We start from the raw sequence: 13,670 nt of genomic DNA, 5'->3' as shown, positions 1-13,670 counted from the left end.
TTGGATTTGACCTTTTTTGTTGAACTATCCCTATTTCGGTGAGCTGTTTAACTTCTAGCTATTTTTTTTCAACACCGCCTCAAAATCGGCAATGCAACTCAGGCGTTGTGTGTTTTTTGGGAAGTTTAGGAAACTATGCTGCGCCTGGTAGCCATAAAAATAGATCTGTGCCTCCGGAAATGTGAACGCCACCCGCTCAATATACTCCTGTACAAATTCACGTTCGGGCACTATCGTGAGCACCGTGCAGATAATGGCAGGCTTCAGTTGCTCATAGGTTCGCTTTAAATCTTCGAAAGGCAGGTTTTGACCCAGGTAGATCACCTGGTAGTGGTGTGCCCGTATCAGGTAATTCATAAAAAGCAGCGCAATCTCATGCAGTTCGCCTTCTGGTAGGTATAGCAGGTAGGTAGGCGCGTCTTCTGTACGCTTCACCACTTGCCCGTCTATGGCTACAATCAATTTCTGACGCACCAGGTTGCTTACAAAGTGCTCGTGCGCAGGACTGATGTTATTGGTCTGCCACAAAATGCCAATCTTATGAAGGAAAGGGTATAACACTTGCAGCATGGCATCCTGGAAGCCCAGTTGTAGAGTCACGGTAGAGAAAGACTTATCGAAACGCTCCTCGTCCATATCAATCATGGCTGTCACCATGTTGTTGATGTGGTGCGAAAGCGTTGTGTTCTCATGCTCGGCCAGTTGCTGCACCGTCAGCTTCAGCTGCTCGGGGCTCATTTTAGCAATTTTAGAGATCTTATACCCTTGCTCATTGAGAAGCGAGATGTTCAGAAGTGTTTTTAAATCAGCATCGCTGTAGTAGCGGATGTTGGTGTCGGTGCGCTGAGGGCATAGCACATGATAGCGCTGCTCCCAAATGCGGATCGTGTGAGCTTTGATACCTGACAGGTGTTCTAGCTCTTTGATGGTGTATTGCGCCACGTCTGTTTCCCTTGTTGTCGTTTCTGTAAAATTGAGTATGCGGACCTGAAGTACCTTGGCGCCACCCACAGCATGCCATAAGACTCAGAGCCATCACGGCCCGTGTGCTTATGATGCACTTTATGCGCCATGTTTAAGGCTTTTAGGTAAACATTAGACGTATTACCAAAAAGCTTGATGCGCCTATGGATGAAAACATCGTGTATCAGGAAATAAGCCACACCATAAAGCGTAATGCCTGCGCCTATCCAGAACCTATAGTCAATGGGCTCGCTGCCGAAGACAAAGAACAACATGGCTAGCGTTCCATAATAGGCAAAAAACAGGTCATTCCACTCAAAGGCGTACTTATGATGCGTATGATGGGATTTGTGCAGGAACCACAGAAAACCGTGCAGCACATATTTGTGCATGGCCCAGGCCACACCTTCCATTGCTACAAAAGTAATCAACATGATTCCAAGGCCCATCAGCATACTCATCAAACAACAAGTTTAACAAATGGTTTTGAAAGTTTAACAGAAATCTACCAGGTTAAGGCCTGTTTATTTAGGAAAGCGTCGATTCCGCGCTGGCAGTCTTCACTGCCTCGGGCTACGGCATTCATTTCCGCCGCATACTGCAGACCATCTTCCAGGGACATCTCCTGCACACGGGCAATCATTTCTTTGGTCACCTCCATGCTCTGGCGGGAGTTCTCTTTGCAGAGCTTCTGGGCGAAACCGAACACCTTGCTTTCCAGTTCTTCGGCAGGCACCACGTAATTCACCAATCCGTAAGCTTGTGCTTCTTCGGCAGAAATCAGATCGCCGGTAAGCAAGAGCTGCTTGGCGCGGGCCTCCCCTATTTTGCGCAGCAGAAATACCTTTACGATGGCAGGTATAAAACCAATCTTCACCTCAGTATAGCCAAACTTGGCTTCCGGCACTGTAAAGGCAAAGTCGCAGATTGCCGCCAGTCCGCAGCCACCCGCTATGGCATGGCCGTGCACCTGGGCGATCACCACCTTCTTCAAGGTATAGATCAGGCGGAAGAGCTCCATTAAGTGAGTGGAGTCAGCCAGGTTGTCATGGTAGTCGTATTGCTGCAGGCGCTGCAGGTACTCGAGGTCGGCGCCGGCGCAGAACACCTTGCCCTCGGCGCGCAGTACGATCACTTTGCAGGTTTCATCGTCCTCGGCGGCAGCAAAGGCGCGCTTCAGCTCCGTTACCATTTCAGCATTCAGAGCATTGCGCTTTTCTGATCTGGTTAGGGTGATGTACCCCACACGCTCCTTTACTTCGTAGTGTACGAAATCCATGGTTTGCGTGATCGAGGGTTGTGTTGTATCAGTCATGGTAGTGTCTTCTAAATTTTGGTTGCATGTACCGGCAAGCCGGTTTCAAGTATACGCGTGTAAATTGGTAATGCTCGAAAAAGATAAGCAAAATCAGTGAATGTCGCAGCAAAATGGGCATAAAATCTTAAACATACGTCGAGGCATTTTCACTTATCTGTACTTGCTTTACTACACATGTATAGAGCTCCCGGTCAGGCGAAACACTCCCACTGTTGATTTTGGCCCAACTCAATCATGCCAACTTCGTAAAAATTACTTGCTAACGAACGTTAGGTTGTTTACATTTGTTGTTAGCTATATAAGAAGTATACATTGAGCAGGAAAGAACAGATAGAGCAAACGGCGACGGCCTTATTTAAGCGCAGAGGTTTTTCGGCTACGTCCATGCGCGATTTAGCCAATGCCTTAGGTATAGAGGCGGCCAGCATTTACTCCCACATCCGTTCTAAGGAAGAGATTCTGCAGCGGGTGTGCTTCCGAATGGCGGATGAATTTTTCGGGGCGATTGAAGCTGTGAAAGACGAGAACGCCAGTGCTACGGAGCAATTGAAACGTGCCATCTCGGCCCACGTGCAGGTGCTCACCCGTAACACGGAGGCCTCTGCGGTTTTTTTGCAGGAGTGGCGTCACTTAAGTGAGCCTCACCACACGGAATTCCTGGCTCTGCGCGACCGGTATGAAAACTATTTCCGCGAGATCATCCGCCTAGGTATAGCCAGCGGAGAATTTCAGGTGCCGGACGAGAAGTTTGCCGTGCTCACCATACTTTCTGGCCTCAACTGGATTCATACCTGGTACAAGCCGGAGGGAAAGATGAAACCAGCGGAGATTGCCGAGAACCTGTCGGCCATGCTGCTGAGTGGATTAAAGAAGAACCTTAACTAGTTTACTATACCTAACCCTAGCCAGACTGTCCCACCTTAACAGTCTGGCGCCTTTTACTGAACCTTAAAACTGAAAATATTATGTACGGAGGAGGAAACGTTTTTGAAGCTACCAAATTCGACGACCTGCAGACCGAAGACCCTGCAAAGCTGGCCGAATTTGAAGCGCGCATCGCCCGTGGCGAGAAGATAGAGCCGAACGACTGGATGCCGCAACTTTACCGCAAGCAGCTGATTCGCATGATCGAACAGCACGCGCACTCTGAGATCATCGGCGCACTGCCGGAAGGTACATGGATCACCCGTGCCCCAGGCTTCCGCCGCAAAATGGCCCAGATGGCCAAGGTGCAAGATGAGGTAGGACACGCACAGTTGCTATACTCTGCCGCCGAGACCTTGGGCAAAACACGCGAGCAAATGCTGACTGACCTGATCAATGGCAAGAGCAAGTACTCGAACGTGTTCAACTACCCGGCCTTTACCTGGGCAGATTCCAATATCATTTCCTGGCTGATTGACGCAGGCGCGATCGTGAACCAGATGGCCAATGCCAAAGGTTCTTACGGTCCTTACTCCCGTGCTTTGGAGCGTATCTGCGCCGAGGAGGCTTTCCACCTGAAGTACGGCCACGACGCCGTAGTGCACATGGCAACCGGTTCCCCGAAGCAGCGCGAAATGATCCAGGCAGCCCTCAACCGCTGGTGGCCGCCGATCATGACGTTCTTCGGTCCGTCGGACAAAATGAGCACGCATACCGAAACACTCATGCGCTGGAAAGTGAAGATGGCTTCGAATGACGAGTGCCGTCAGCAGTTCCTCGACATGTATGTGCCGAAGATTTGGGAACTAGGCCTGACTGTGCCGGATCCGAACCTGAAGAAGAACATGGAAACGGGCCAGTGGGAATACACCGAGCCGGACTGGGATGAGTTCAAGCGCGTGATCAACGGTGATGGCCCGTGCAACGCTGAGCGCCTTGCCGTTCGCCGCACCGCCGAAGAGCGTGGTGCCTGGGTGCGCAGAGCCCTCCTCAACCCGAAAGCAAAATATGTGAAGCCATTGGCGTAGCCAGTGGAAGTTAAAAGTTGAGAGTTATGAGTTCAAAGTGGTTTCCCATTCAACTCTTAACTCTTAACTCATAACTCTTAACTAACAAAACTATGTCTCTGACATCTTTAGACCCAAGAGTAACCCGACTGAACCTGCCGGAAGGTGAGGTGCCAGCCATTGAGCCGAAGCCGGAGCTGGACCAGTTTGAAACATACGAGGCCTTCCACCAAAAGAAAGAAGGTGCTGCCCATACTTATGTAGGCCCTGTTCATGCCCCCAACGAGGATGTGGCCTTTCTGTTTGCCAAAGAACAGTACAGCCGCCGTTTTGCCTGTGTGGGACTGTGGATCGCTCGCACCGAGCACATTCAGGTAACCCCTTATGTAGGCGATGGTGAGAATGTGTACGACATGATGCGTATGGAAGAGCCAACAGACCGTAGCGAACAGCCGGAAGCCTACGAAATTTTCCATCTCAAAAAACGTGGGAAAGCCCATACGCACGCTGGCCGTGTGATGGCGACTTCCTATCAGGAAGCTTTGCAGGAAGCACGTAAGCTATTCGGCGAGAAAGGCCCGATCGTGAACGTGTGGGTGGTGAAGTCGAAGCATGTGCTGCAGTCAGCGGAAGAGGACAAGGACATGTGGACTACCATACCTGATAAGAAGTACCGCGAAGCCATCGCCTACAAAGTGATGGACAAAATCACAAAGTATAAAGAAGAACACAAAACCACTGCCTCCTAATGAACGAGCTAGCGATAAAAGACCTGTTATATAAACTGGCCGACGACCAACTGATACTTGGCCACCGCAACTCTGAGTGGACCGGCTTCGGCCCGATCCTAGAGGAGGACATTGCTTTCTCGTCAATGGCGCAGGACAAGATCGGCCACAGCCTGGCTTTCTACACCTTGCTGCAGGAGCTCGGCGAAGCCGATCCGGATACGGTGGCCTTCACCCGCAACTCCAATCAATTCCACAACAGCCAACTGGTGGAGTTGCCGAATGGCGAGTACGACTTCAGCCTGATCCGCCACTTCCTGTACGACAATGCAGAAATAATTCGCTTTGAAATGCTGAGCCAGTCGAGCTACGAACCGATAGCCAAAGTTGCCACTAAGCTGAAAGGCGAAGTGAAATACCATGTGCTGCACGCCAACACTTGGATCAAGAAATTAGGCTCGTCTACAGAAGAAGCCATCCTGCGTCTGCAGACTTCCCTGAATGAAGCTTTGCCTTACGCACTGGGCATGTTTGAACCGTCTAAGTACGAGCAAGAACTGATCGAGGCTGCTGTATATGCTGGCGAGGAAGCCGTGAAAGCCGAATGGCTGAAGCGCATACAGGCGGTGATCGAAAAGACAGATCTGAAACTGACTGACCTCGCTACGATAGAGCCAAAACTAGGAGGCCGCTATGGCGAGCACACCGAGCACCTGCAACCGCTACTTGACGAGATGGCCGAGGTGTTCAAGATCGATCCGACGGCGGAGTGGTAAAAAATATAATGGAGTTGACGAAAGAAAACATATTGGCCCTGTTGGAGGAGGTGAAAGACCCTGAGATACCAGTGTTATCGCTGGTAGATCTAGGGGTGATCACGGGTGCGGAGATTTCTGACCAAGGCCACGTGACAGTGAACATGACACCCACCTTTGCCGGTTGCCCTGCCATGGACTACATGAAGAAGGACGTGGAGCGTACCTTGGAGAAGCATGGCATTACTGATCATACCGTCATTATGTCTTTCGACAAACCATGGGACAGCAACAAGATTTCTGAGAAAGGAAGGAAGCACTTGAAAGAGTTCGGTCTAGCACCGCCACCCAAGTACGACCTGATTCTGGACCTAGACATACTGGAGCACGTAAAGTGCCCTTATTGTGATAGTGAGAACACAGATATGCGTACGCCCTTCGGTCCGACACTTTGCCGTTCCATGCACTACTGCAATGACTGCCGGCAGATGTTTGAGCAATTTAAGCCGTTGTAGAAGCCCCTTGATAAGAAAATGAAAAATGCCTGTTGTTTCCAACAGGCATTTTTTCTGAATCGCTACACCTACTCCACCCTCGCAAAAACAGCAATTTCCATGCCGCCTAACATCAATTTTAACCGCTCCTCACTTACGCTATACCTTAGTTCTCCATCCCTTAACACCTCCAAAAACTGATTTTCTAACTCCATACTCGGACATGCCATTCTTGTGCTGGCGAGGGGCCCAAAATTGATTCTATCGCCTATTGGCTCGAGTGTGCCTGTAATTCTGTTGCAACCTGCACTGCCTGACACCCTGCCTTCGGCTAATGCTATAATCAGAGATGGTTGGTTTCGGTCGAAATCTTTCGGGTTAATCGTCTTTCCTTGTAACTCTACTAAATTCCAAGTGCCATTTAACCGCGAGTCGCGGAGGTACATGCCGCAGCCTTTGTATTCCATGTCGTCTTTCAGCACCGTCACGGTATAAGGAAGCTCACGGCCTGACATGGTATTGACACAGGTATCTTTCATCAGTCGAATTTCCAGGTTACCCGTTACAGTCTGAACTCTGTAGACTGTACCTTCCCCTGTTTCAGGTTTTTCGGCGATAGGTATAGGCGTAAGCACACTACCATCTTCCTCATCCAGCAGCTTGAACTCAATCATTTTTTCCAGGTCAATTTCCAACGACCAAAACGGTTCGTTGCCGATGGCTGCAAAGTCTATCCCGCGCTCGTACTTCTCGCGCCAAAGGCTAGGGTTGTCCTCTGGTTCATCCGGATTTTTCTGACGCAGGCGGTAGGCGTCAGCAAGTTCTGATTCGATACGATTTCCGTCGCCATCCAGCATCACCAGCGCTTCGCCGTCTATGAGAAACTGATTATTGCCCTTGCCTTGTTTGTTGAGCTGTACCCTGCCATTACCCACACCCCATGTGCCCGTTTGCACGAACGGCGTTGCACTACGGCCCTGGTAGACCATCCGCTCCCGAAAGGTGCTATCTGCGTTAAGGTCTAAGGTATAGCCTATGCCTGGGCAGTCGGCGCAGGGGATGGTGCCCACCCATGTACCCACAGCCGCCCGCGCGACCTCAGCATTCGACATGGGCGCGTTCGACTGCGAGACAGAAGTTGGCGCAGTGGAACAGGCTGCTGCGATACACAACGAGAGAATCCCAATGGGAAGCAATAGTTTAAGCAGGTCCATTTTCTTTTGAACAGGTATAGGAATCTCTACGATAAAGGTCTTGATACAGGTACTCGGAGTTCCAGAAATCGGAACGAACGAGAAACTATACCTGCCAAGCCGCTGACAGCAACAGAATATATATACCAAAGCCCCGCCACTACACTGGGTAATGGCGGGGCTTCTGCACAGGTATAGCTATACCTTATATGTTGGCCATTTCGCCTTTCACGAAGTCTACTAGACTCTTGATGTATTCGGTACTGAAATCGAATTTGATGCCGGCGGCTTCGTATACCTCGCCAATCGATACGGTATAGCCCAGACTGAGGGCCCGCTTGTAAGCGGCCAGTCCTTCGGAAGGATTCTCTTTGTAGTTCTTCCAAACGGCAATAGCACCAAGTTGGGCCATAGCATACTCTACATAGTAGAACGGCACCTCATAGATGTGCAACTGTTTCTGCCAGATGAACGGTTTGTACTTCTCGAGTCCGCTCCAGTTTACCTCCAGGTGGTTGAAACGCTCAAAAATATTGAGCCACTCCTGGTGGCGTTCTTCCTGTTTGTGCTCTGGATGTTCATACAACCAGTGCTGAAACTTGTCCACAGTGGCTACCCACGGAAATGTCTCGAGCACACTTTCCAGGTGCGTCCGTTTGGCGCGGCGCAACTCGTCTTCGTCGCTGAAGAAAGTGTCCCAGTAATCCATTGAGATCAGTTCCATGGACATGGAGGCTAGCTCGGCTACTTCTGACGGTGGGTGTTTGAAAGCGCTCAGGGTCAGGTCGCGGGTTAGGAACGAGTGCACGGCATGGCCGCCTTCGTGCAGCATCGTAATCACATCGCGCAGGCTCGAGGTGGCATTCATGAAAATGAACGGCACGCCAATCTCGTCCAGCGGATAGTTATACCCGCCCGGGGCTTTTCCTTTTCTGGATTCCAGATCCAGATGGCCCATCTCGCGCATGGTAGCCAGACAGTCGCCCAGGTACGTATCGAGGTTGTAGAAAACCTGTATAGTTTTCTCCAGCAGCTCTTCTCCTGACTTAAATGGTTCCAGCGGTACTCTTCCGCTCGGGTCTACATCCAGGTCCCAGGGGCGAAGGTCGGCTATACCTAGCTTCTCTTTGCGCTCACGGTCTATACCTGTCAGCAAAGGTACGATGGTTTCCTCTATGGATTGGTGGAAATCAAAGCAATCCTGTGGGGTATAGTCGAAGCGGCCCATGGCAGCGAACATGTAGTCGCGGTAGTTGTTGAAGTCGGCGTTTTGGGCTACCTGTGTGCGCAGTTTCAACAGCTCGTCGAACAGGTCATCGAGTTTCTGACGGTCGTGAGAACGGCGTTCCTGTATGGCACGCCAGGCTCCTTCACGTACTGCACGCTCGTTGCGCTTGAGGCGGTCGGCGGCACGCTGCAGAGTCATCTCCTCCCCGTCCAGCGTCACGGTCATGGCGCCTGTTATGGCAGCGTACTGTTGCTGTTTGGTGCTGATGTCGGTGTTGAGCGGAATGTTCTCCTCGCGGAAAATCTCCAGCGCACGCTCCACACCGCGCAGGTAAATGCGGTATTTGTCCTTGTCGAGCCCGTTCACATAAGGCGAGTGCATGAGCTTCAGGTTTAGCTCGTGGTCGTAGGGGGCGATCTGGGGTTCTATCTCTGAGACGAAATACTGGAAAGCCTTTGTGATGTCCTCGTTCTGGGTGTCGCAGGTCATGCGGATGTATCGCCAGCCCAGGTCTTCGGAGAGCACGCTCTCCAACTCGCTGCGGTCTTTCATCCACTTCTCCAACTCCTCTACCGAAGTGATAGGACGGCTTTTCAGTTCTTCAAAATATGGTTGTATGGTCTCCCAAGTATCTATTTTAAAGTCTTCGGACAGGTAAACCCGTTTCTTTCGTTCGGGTACTTGTATCATAGCTTCTGTTTTACTCATAGATGGTTCTGTATAAGAAAAGGTAATATAGACACTTCTCCTGAAAGTGCAAAAAAAAGCTGCACTATATATGCAAAATATAGTGCAGCTAAAATGAAGTTATAACAGTTATTTTTATCCTATTTCGATGACCACATTGGCCGTCAATGGATGACCCACGCAGTTCAGTACGTAGCCTTCATCCAGTTCAGCGTCAGAAAGGCCTTCGCGTTCGTCCAAATGCACTTTTCCGCTCAGGCATTTGCCACGGCAGGCGGTGCACAAACCAGCCTGACAAGAGTACGGCAGATCCACGTCCTGATCGAGGGCAGCTTCCAAAATAGTCTGGTCCGGCTCTACCACTACGCTGTACTCGGCTCCTTCGTAAATGATGGTCACGGTCTGGGTCGTAATCTCTCCATCGTCGTCTGAAGAAGAAACGTCGCCATGGTGCTCCTGCTCCTGTTGCTCCACCAGTTTGTTGCTCACAAAGCTCTCCCGGAAAATGCGATCGGCAGGTACGTGCAGCATGTTCAGCGCCTTGCGTACCTCATCCATCATCCCCTCAGGTCCGCACATGTAGTAGAGCGCATCCACCGACTTGGCTAGCTGCCGGCGCTCGAGTATTTTCAGTATCACGCTCTGGTTCATGCGGCCGCGATAGTCACAGGCATGCTTGGGCTGACTGTAAATGTAATCCACGCGCAAGCGCTCTGGGTTCGCATCCTGTAGTTCCTGCAACTGTTGCTTGAAGATAACAGAGTCCTCGTCGCGGTTGCCATAAAGCAACGTCACCTTCGTGTTAGGCTCATCGCGCAAGGTTGCTCTGAGCATCGACATCAGCGGGGTAATGCCGCTGCCGGCCCCAAAAAGGATGATATGACGGCTTTTGTCAGCTTCCGGCACAAGGTTGAAATTACCGAGCGGCTCCATCACTTCTATCTCCTGCCCAACTTGCAGATTATCAAGCAAATAATTGGAAACCAGACCGCCTTCTACACGTTTAACAGTTACTGACAGGCGACTGCCCTCGTTCGGGGCGCAACACAATGAGTAAGAACGGCGGACTTTCTTTCCGTCAATCGGGAGGATAAGTGTCAGGAACTGCCCTGCCTTGAATGGAATCGGTTTTTTATCGGGATGTTCTAAATGTATCGTTATCGCGTCTGAAGTTTCGCGGGTTATCTCCACGACTTTCAGCATGAAATAAGGGCTACTCATATCGTTTTTATACTAGTCTTTTAGGGGGAAACATGGTTTCAAACTGAAAGTTACGACAATCTGACCTGTTCAGTGAAAATTTCGGTGAATTTTTAAAACCGAATTCCTGAATCACGTATTATAACCAAATCATTAACAGAAAGAACGCTGAATGAAAAAAAAACTGCACATTTGTAACATAGTACATACAAGTGCTGTAGTCGGGTAATAACCAACCCCCGCATTCCGTTCTTTACCATACAATTACTGAAAACACCAATGCTCTACAAACTAACTCTCAAAAACTGTGAAAAAACCGTAGTGGTGGACGACCGCACCTACGAGTACATTCAAAACAATGCTTACCTGCAGCAAATTGATTTTTTGAAGCACCTGCGCATTCACTCTAACGGTTACGCCTTCTTCCAGAAGAACTGGCCGCTGAAAAACGGCAAGTACCGCAACGAAACCATTTACCTGCACAAAATGATTGGCGAACAGCTGATCGAGAAGCCGGAAAGTAATATTAAGCTTTACGTGCACTTCAAGAACGGCAACAAGCTCGACTGTCGCCTCGAAAACCTGGAATGGGCCCCACTTTGCAAGATTGTGCGCAACACAGCAAAAACGGAGAACAAACTGGGCGTACGAGGGGTGCACAAAGAGGCACAGAAATACCGTGCCATCATTCACCACAACAAGCAACGCATCAACCTCGGCACGTTCGACACGCTGCAGGAAGCGGCTCAGGCTTACAGCAAGAAGTCCGAAGAGCTTTTTGGCAAGACCAAAAGCCTGAAGACACTCTCCAAGTATGTGGAAGAAGTAGCATAATTCTTCTTATACTTGCGTGGCGGCACATCCCCCGCCTTAATCACACATGCTGAATACTGAAAAGAAACTTAGCGATATTCTAAGACGGCACACTGTTGCTTTTGGGCCCGTACTTGATGCGGACCTGAACAGCGACCAAGTGTGCCGTCTTGATTTTACGGCAGCTAACCAGCTGTTGCAGCAAACCGACCTGCGCGACACCGAGGCTTTTAACGAGGCGGTGAACCGAATGCTCCAGCAACAAAACGCCACCATTGGCGTGGGTGGCTACATGGAGAACCGTTTCATTTACCGTCGCAGTCAGCACTTCGACATGGCCGAAGAGAGCCGCGACCTGCACTTGGGTGTAGACGTGTGGCTACCCGCCGGCACCGCCGTGTTTACCCCGCTCGACGGCAAAGTGCACAGCTTCGCCGACAACGCCAACTTCGGCGACTATGGCCCCACCATTATTCTGGAACATGAATTGGAAGGCGTGACATTCTATACCTTGTACGGTCACTTAAACATTGCTTGTCTGGAAGGGCTATCGGTTGTGAAGCAATTTCGAAAGGGCGATAAGATTGCTGAAGTAGGTCCCTACCCCGAGAATGGCGACTGGCCTCCGCACCTACACTTTCAGGTAATGTGCTCAATGGACGGAAAACAGGGTGATTATCCGGGCGTAGCCAGATTATCGGAACAGGCGGTGTATGAAGGCCTTTGCCCAAACCCTAATCTGATTTTGAACTGCAGACATTTGCCCTAGTTTTGCCTTTACACCAAAAATTGACCAAATTTGAACTCTGGTACCTTCGCATAGGTGCCAGAGTTTTTCTTTTTAACACAAACCTAACCCCATGTTTGACCTTTTTAATTTCGAAGCCTATAGCGCTAACATCACCAATTTTGTGATGGTGTACGGCATGCGCCTGGTAGCCGCCATCATCACGCTTTTGGTTGGCCTTTGGGTGATCAATTGGCTTAACCGTATGGTGTTTAACCTGATGGTGAAGAAGGATGTGGACGTCTCGCTGCGTCCGTTCCTGAAGAGCGTGCTGGCCGTTGCCATGCGTGTGCTCTTAATCATTTTGGTAATTGCGCAGTTGGGTGTTGAAATGACTTCGTTCATTGCTATACTCGGTTCGGCTGGTCTAGCCATCGGTCTGGCCTTGCAGGGTAGCCTTTCTAACTTTGCTGGTGGTGTGCTCATTCTCACGATCAAGCCTTTCCGCGTAGGCGACTACATCGAAGCACAGGGACAGGGAGGTACTGTAGACATGATCAATATCTTCAACACTGTGTTGAAAACACCCGATAACAAAACGATTTTTATACCTAACGGTCCGCTGGCGAACAGTGTGGTGGTGAACTATACCATCGAGAAAACCCGTCGTGTGGAGTTGAAGTTTGTGGTATCGGTGAACAACGACATCGGCAAAGTGCGTCAGATTCTGCAGGACCTGATACAAGCCGACGAGCGTGTACTGCCCGAGCCAGCGCCTGTGATTGTAGTAACCGAATTTGCGGAGCACTCGCTGACGTTGAGCGTACGCACCTGGGTGAACAAAGAGAATTACTGGGCCTTTTTCTGGGACATGAACGAACGCGCCAAGTCCGCCTTTGAAGAGCAAGGTATACAAATGCCTGTGCCGCGCAGAGAGATGGTGGGTAGTGCCAGTAATGGGCAAGCTCCTAAGGCAGTGGCGCAGTTATAGGTATAGAGTCTAACGAAATGGGAAAGGCGGCTCAGGTATGGGCCGCCTTTTTTTTATTTTTGGATCTAGAAGTTTTCTCTGTTTACTAATAATAATTTAAGCTCCTGCGCCCAAGAGGTATTAGGCCTAAGCGCTTTATCTTCTACCACTTCCATACCCTTTTTCAATTCTTCGTACTGCTTATCTGTAAAGTTTGCATCAAGAAAGGCGTCTTCACCATTGACTCCAATGACATCTTCAACAAAGCTCTTGTACAGCGTTAGAAACTGAAACAATTCAACTACTGAAGAGTTCATAAATGTTGAACTAAAGTCCTCTTCATGGTTCAAGACAACGACCTGACAATCATTCTTAATGTCTATACATATTGGATTACCAGCACCGTCAGTACCTATGCTTAAAAAGTACTTGTGGCCAACTTCTCCCGTTTCATAGGTGTCGAACACGCTCCTCAGCTCCTTTTCTAAATCCCCTACAAATGACAGGTACGGTGCAACTGATGTTGGTAGTCCGACATTTGATAAAAAATCTGTTGTCTCTTGATTTAATCCTTTACTAGTAAGGTCATGGACATCAAATCTGAATAAATCCTCAGATTTCCAATCTTTCATCAACTCTTTATAATCCATGGTTTGTATACTA

Annotated in this window: 15 protein-coding genes; 8 read left to right on the top strand and 7 right to left on the bottom strand. The window is 49.8% G+C overall.

The genetic code is table 11. The annotated features are described in order from the left end of the window. Positions 1 to 54: 54 nt before the first annotated feature. The 3 genes from C8E01_RS09265 to C8E01_RS09255 are packed head-to-tail and all read right to left on the bottom strand — an operon-like array spanning position 55 to position 2,242. Positions 55 to 942, bottom strand: a complete 888-nt coding sequence (locus C8E01_RS09265; RefSeq protein WP_116543092.1) for a MerR family transcriptional regulator — start codon at positions 940 to 942, stop codon at positions 55 to 57. Then, entirely contained in the window at positions 915 to 1,424 is a 510-nt protein-coding gene (locus C8E01_RS09260; RefSeq protein WP_116543091.1) for a sterol desaturase family protein, read from the bottom strand. Before C8E01_RS09260 ends, C8E01_RS09265 begins: the two co-directional genes overlap by 28 nt. A gap of 44 nt (positions 1,425 to 1,468) precedes the next feature. Continuing rightward, positions 1,469 to 2,242, bottom strand: a complete 774-nt coding sequence (locus C8E01_RS09255; RefSeq protein WP_116543090.1) for an enoyl-CoA hydratase/isomerase family protein — start codon at positions 2,240 to 2,242, stop codon at positions 1,469 to 1,471. Positions 2,243 to 2,593: 351 nt separating this feature from the next. Between C8E01_RS09255 and C8E01_RS09250 the strand changes: the two genes are divergently transcribed. From C8E01_RS09250 to paaD, 5 genes are all read left to right on the top strand, one after another. Then, a complete protein-coding gene (locus tag C8E01_RS09250; RefSeq protein ID WP_116543089.1) occupies positions 2,594 to 3,166 on the top strand; it encodes a TetR/AcrR family transcriptional regulator in 573 nt (190 codons plus the stop codon). An 80-nt stretch (positions 3,167 to 3,246) separates the two neighbouring features. Then, positions 3,247 to 4,233, top strand: a complete 987-nt coding sequence (gene paaA, locus C8E01_RS09245) for a 1,2-phenylacetyl-CoA epoxidase subunit PaaA (RefSeq protein WP_116543088.1) — start codon at positions 3,247 to 3,249, stop codon at positions 4,231 to 4,233. Positions 4,234 to 4,325: 92 nt separating this feature from the next. Continuing rightward, complete coding sequence (locus C8E01_RS09240) at positions 4,326 to 4,961, top strand: phenylacetic acid degradation b (protein WP_116543087.1); 636 nt, start codon at positions 4,326 to 4,328, stop codon at positions 4,959 to 4,961. Then, complete coding sequence (gene paaC / locus C8E01_RS09235) at positions 4,961 to 5,716, top strand: 1,2-phenylacetyl-CoA epoxidase subunit PaaC (protein WP_116543086.1); 756 nt, start codon at positions 4,961 to 4,963, stop codon at positions 5,714 to 5,716. Before C8E01_RS09240 ends, paaC begins: the two co-directional genes overlap by 1 nt. A gap of 8 nt (positions 5,717 to 5,724) precedes the next feature. Continuing rightward, entirely contained in the window at positions 5,725 to 6,210 is a 486-nt protein-coding gene (gene paaD, locus C8E01_RS09230) for a 1,2-phenylacetyl-CoA epoxidase subunit PaaD (RefSeq protein WP_116543085.1), read from the top strand. A 68-nt stretch (positions 6,211 to 6,278) separates the two neighbouring features. Here the strand turns inward: paaD and C8E01_RS09225 are convergent, their stop codons facing one another. From C8E01_RS09225 to C8E01_RS09215, 3 genes are all read right to left on the bottom strand, one after another. Beyond that, positions 6,279 to 7,403, bottom strand: coding sequence for a copper resistance protein NlpE N-terminal domain-containing protein (locus C8E01_RS09225; RefSeq protein WP_116543084.1), 1,125 nt, complete (start codon positions 7,401 to 7,403; stop codon positions 6,279 to 6,281). Positions 7,404 to 7,587: 184 nt separating this feature from the next. Beyond that, positions 7,588 to 9,300 carry a M3 family oligoendopeptidase gene (locus C8E01_RS09220; protein WP_243409500.1) on the bottom strand — a complete coding sequence of 571 codons (1,713 nt, stop codon included), beginning with the start codon at positions 9,298 to 9,300 and terminating at the stop codon, positions 7,588 to 7,590. A 132-nt stretch (positions 9,301 to 9,432) separates the two neighbouring features. Next, the gene (locus C8E01_RS09215; protein ID WP_116543082.1) at positions 9,433 to 10,518 is read right to left on the bottom strand and encodes a ferredoxin--NADP reductase; all 1,086 of its coding nucleotides are present in this window, start codon (positions 10,516 to 10,518) and stop codon (positions 9,433 to 9,435) included. Between the two features lie 258 nt (positions 10,519 to 10,776). Here C8E01_RS09215 and C8E01_RS09210 point away from each other — a divergent pair, with 258 nt between their 5' ends. The 3 genes from C8E01_RS09210 (at position 10,777) to C8E01_RS09200 (ending at position 13,028) form a co-directional block, all read left to right on the top strand. Beyond that, a complete protein-coding gene (locus tag C8E01_RS09210) occupies positions 10,777 to 11,331 on the top strand; it encodes an HNH endonuclease (protein ID WP_116543081.1) in 555 nt (184 codons plus the stop codon). 46 nt (positions 11,332 to 11,377) lie between these two features. After that, positions 11,378 to 12,079, top strand: coding sequence for a peptidoglycan DD-metalloendopeptidase family protein (locus C8E01_RS09205; RefSeq protein ID WP_116543080.1), 702 nt, complete (start codon positions 11,378 to 11,380; stop codon positions 12,077 to 12,079). A 91-nt stretch (positions 12,080 to 12,170) separates the two neighbouring features. Next, complete coding sequence (locus tag C8E01_RS09200) at positions 12,171 to 13,028, top strand: mechanosensitive ion channel family protein (RefSeq protein WP_116543079.1); 858 nt, start codon at positions 12,171 to 12,173, stop codon at positions 13,026 to 13,028. Between the two features lie 65 nt (positions 13,029 to 13,093). On the opposite strand, the gene C8E01_RS09195 is transcribed toward C8E01_RS09200, so the two are convergent. Further along, complete coding sequence (locus C8E01_RS09195) at positions 13,094 to 13,657, bottom strand: SUKH-4 family immunity protein (protein ID WP_116543078.1); 564 nt, start codon at positions 13,655 to 13,657, stop codon at positions 13,094 to 13,096. Positions 13,658 to 13,670: the final 13 nt, after the last annotated feature.

The organism is Pontibacter virosus (genome assembly GCF_003096355.1).
GTDB lineage: Bacteria > Bacteroidota > Bacteroidia > Cytophagales > Hymenobacteraceae > Pontibacter > Pontibacter virosus.
Note: the sequence above shows the minus strand (reverse complement) of the source record. Positions and strands in the feature narration are given on the sequence as shown.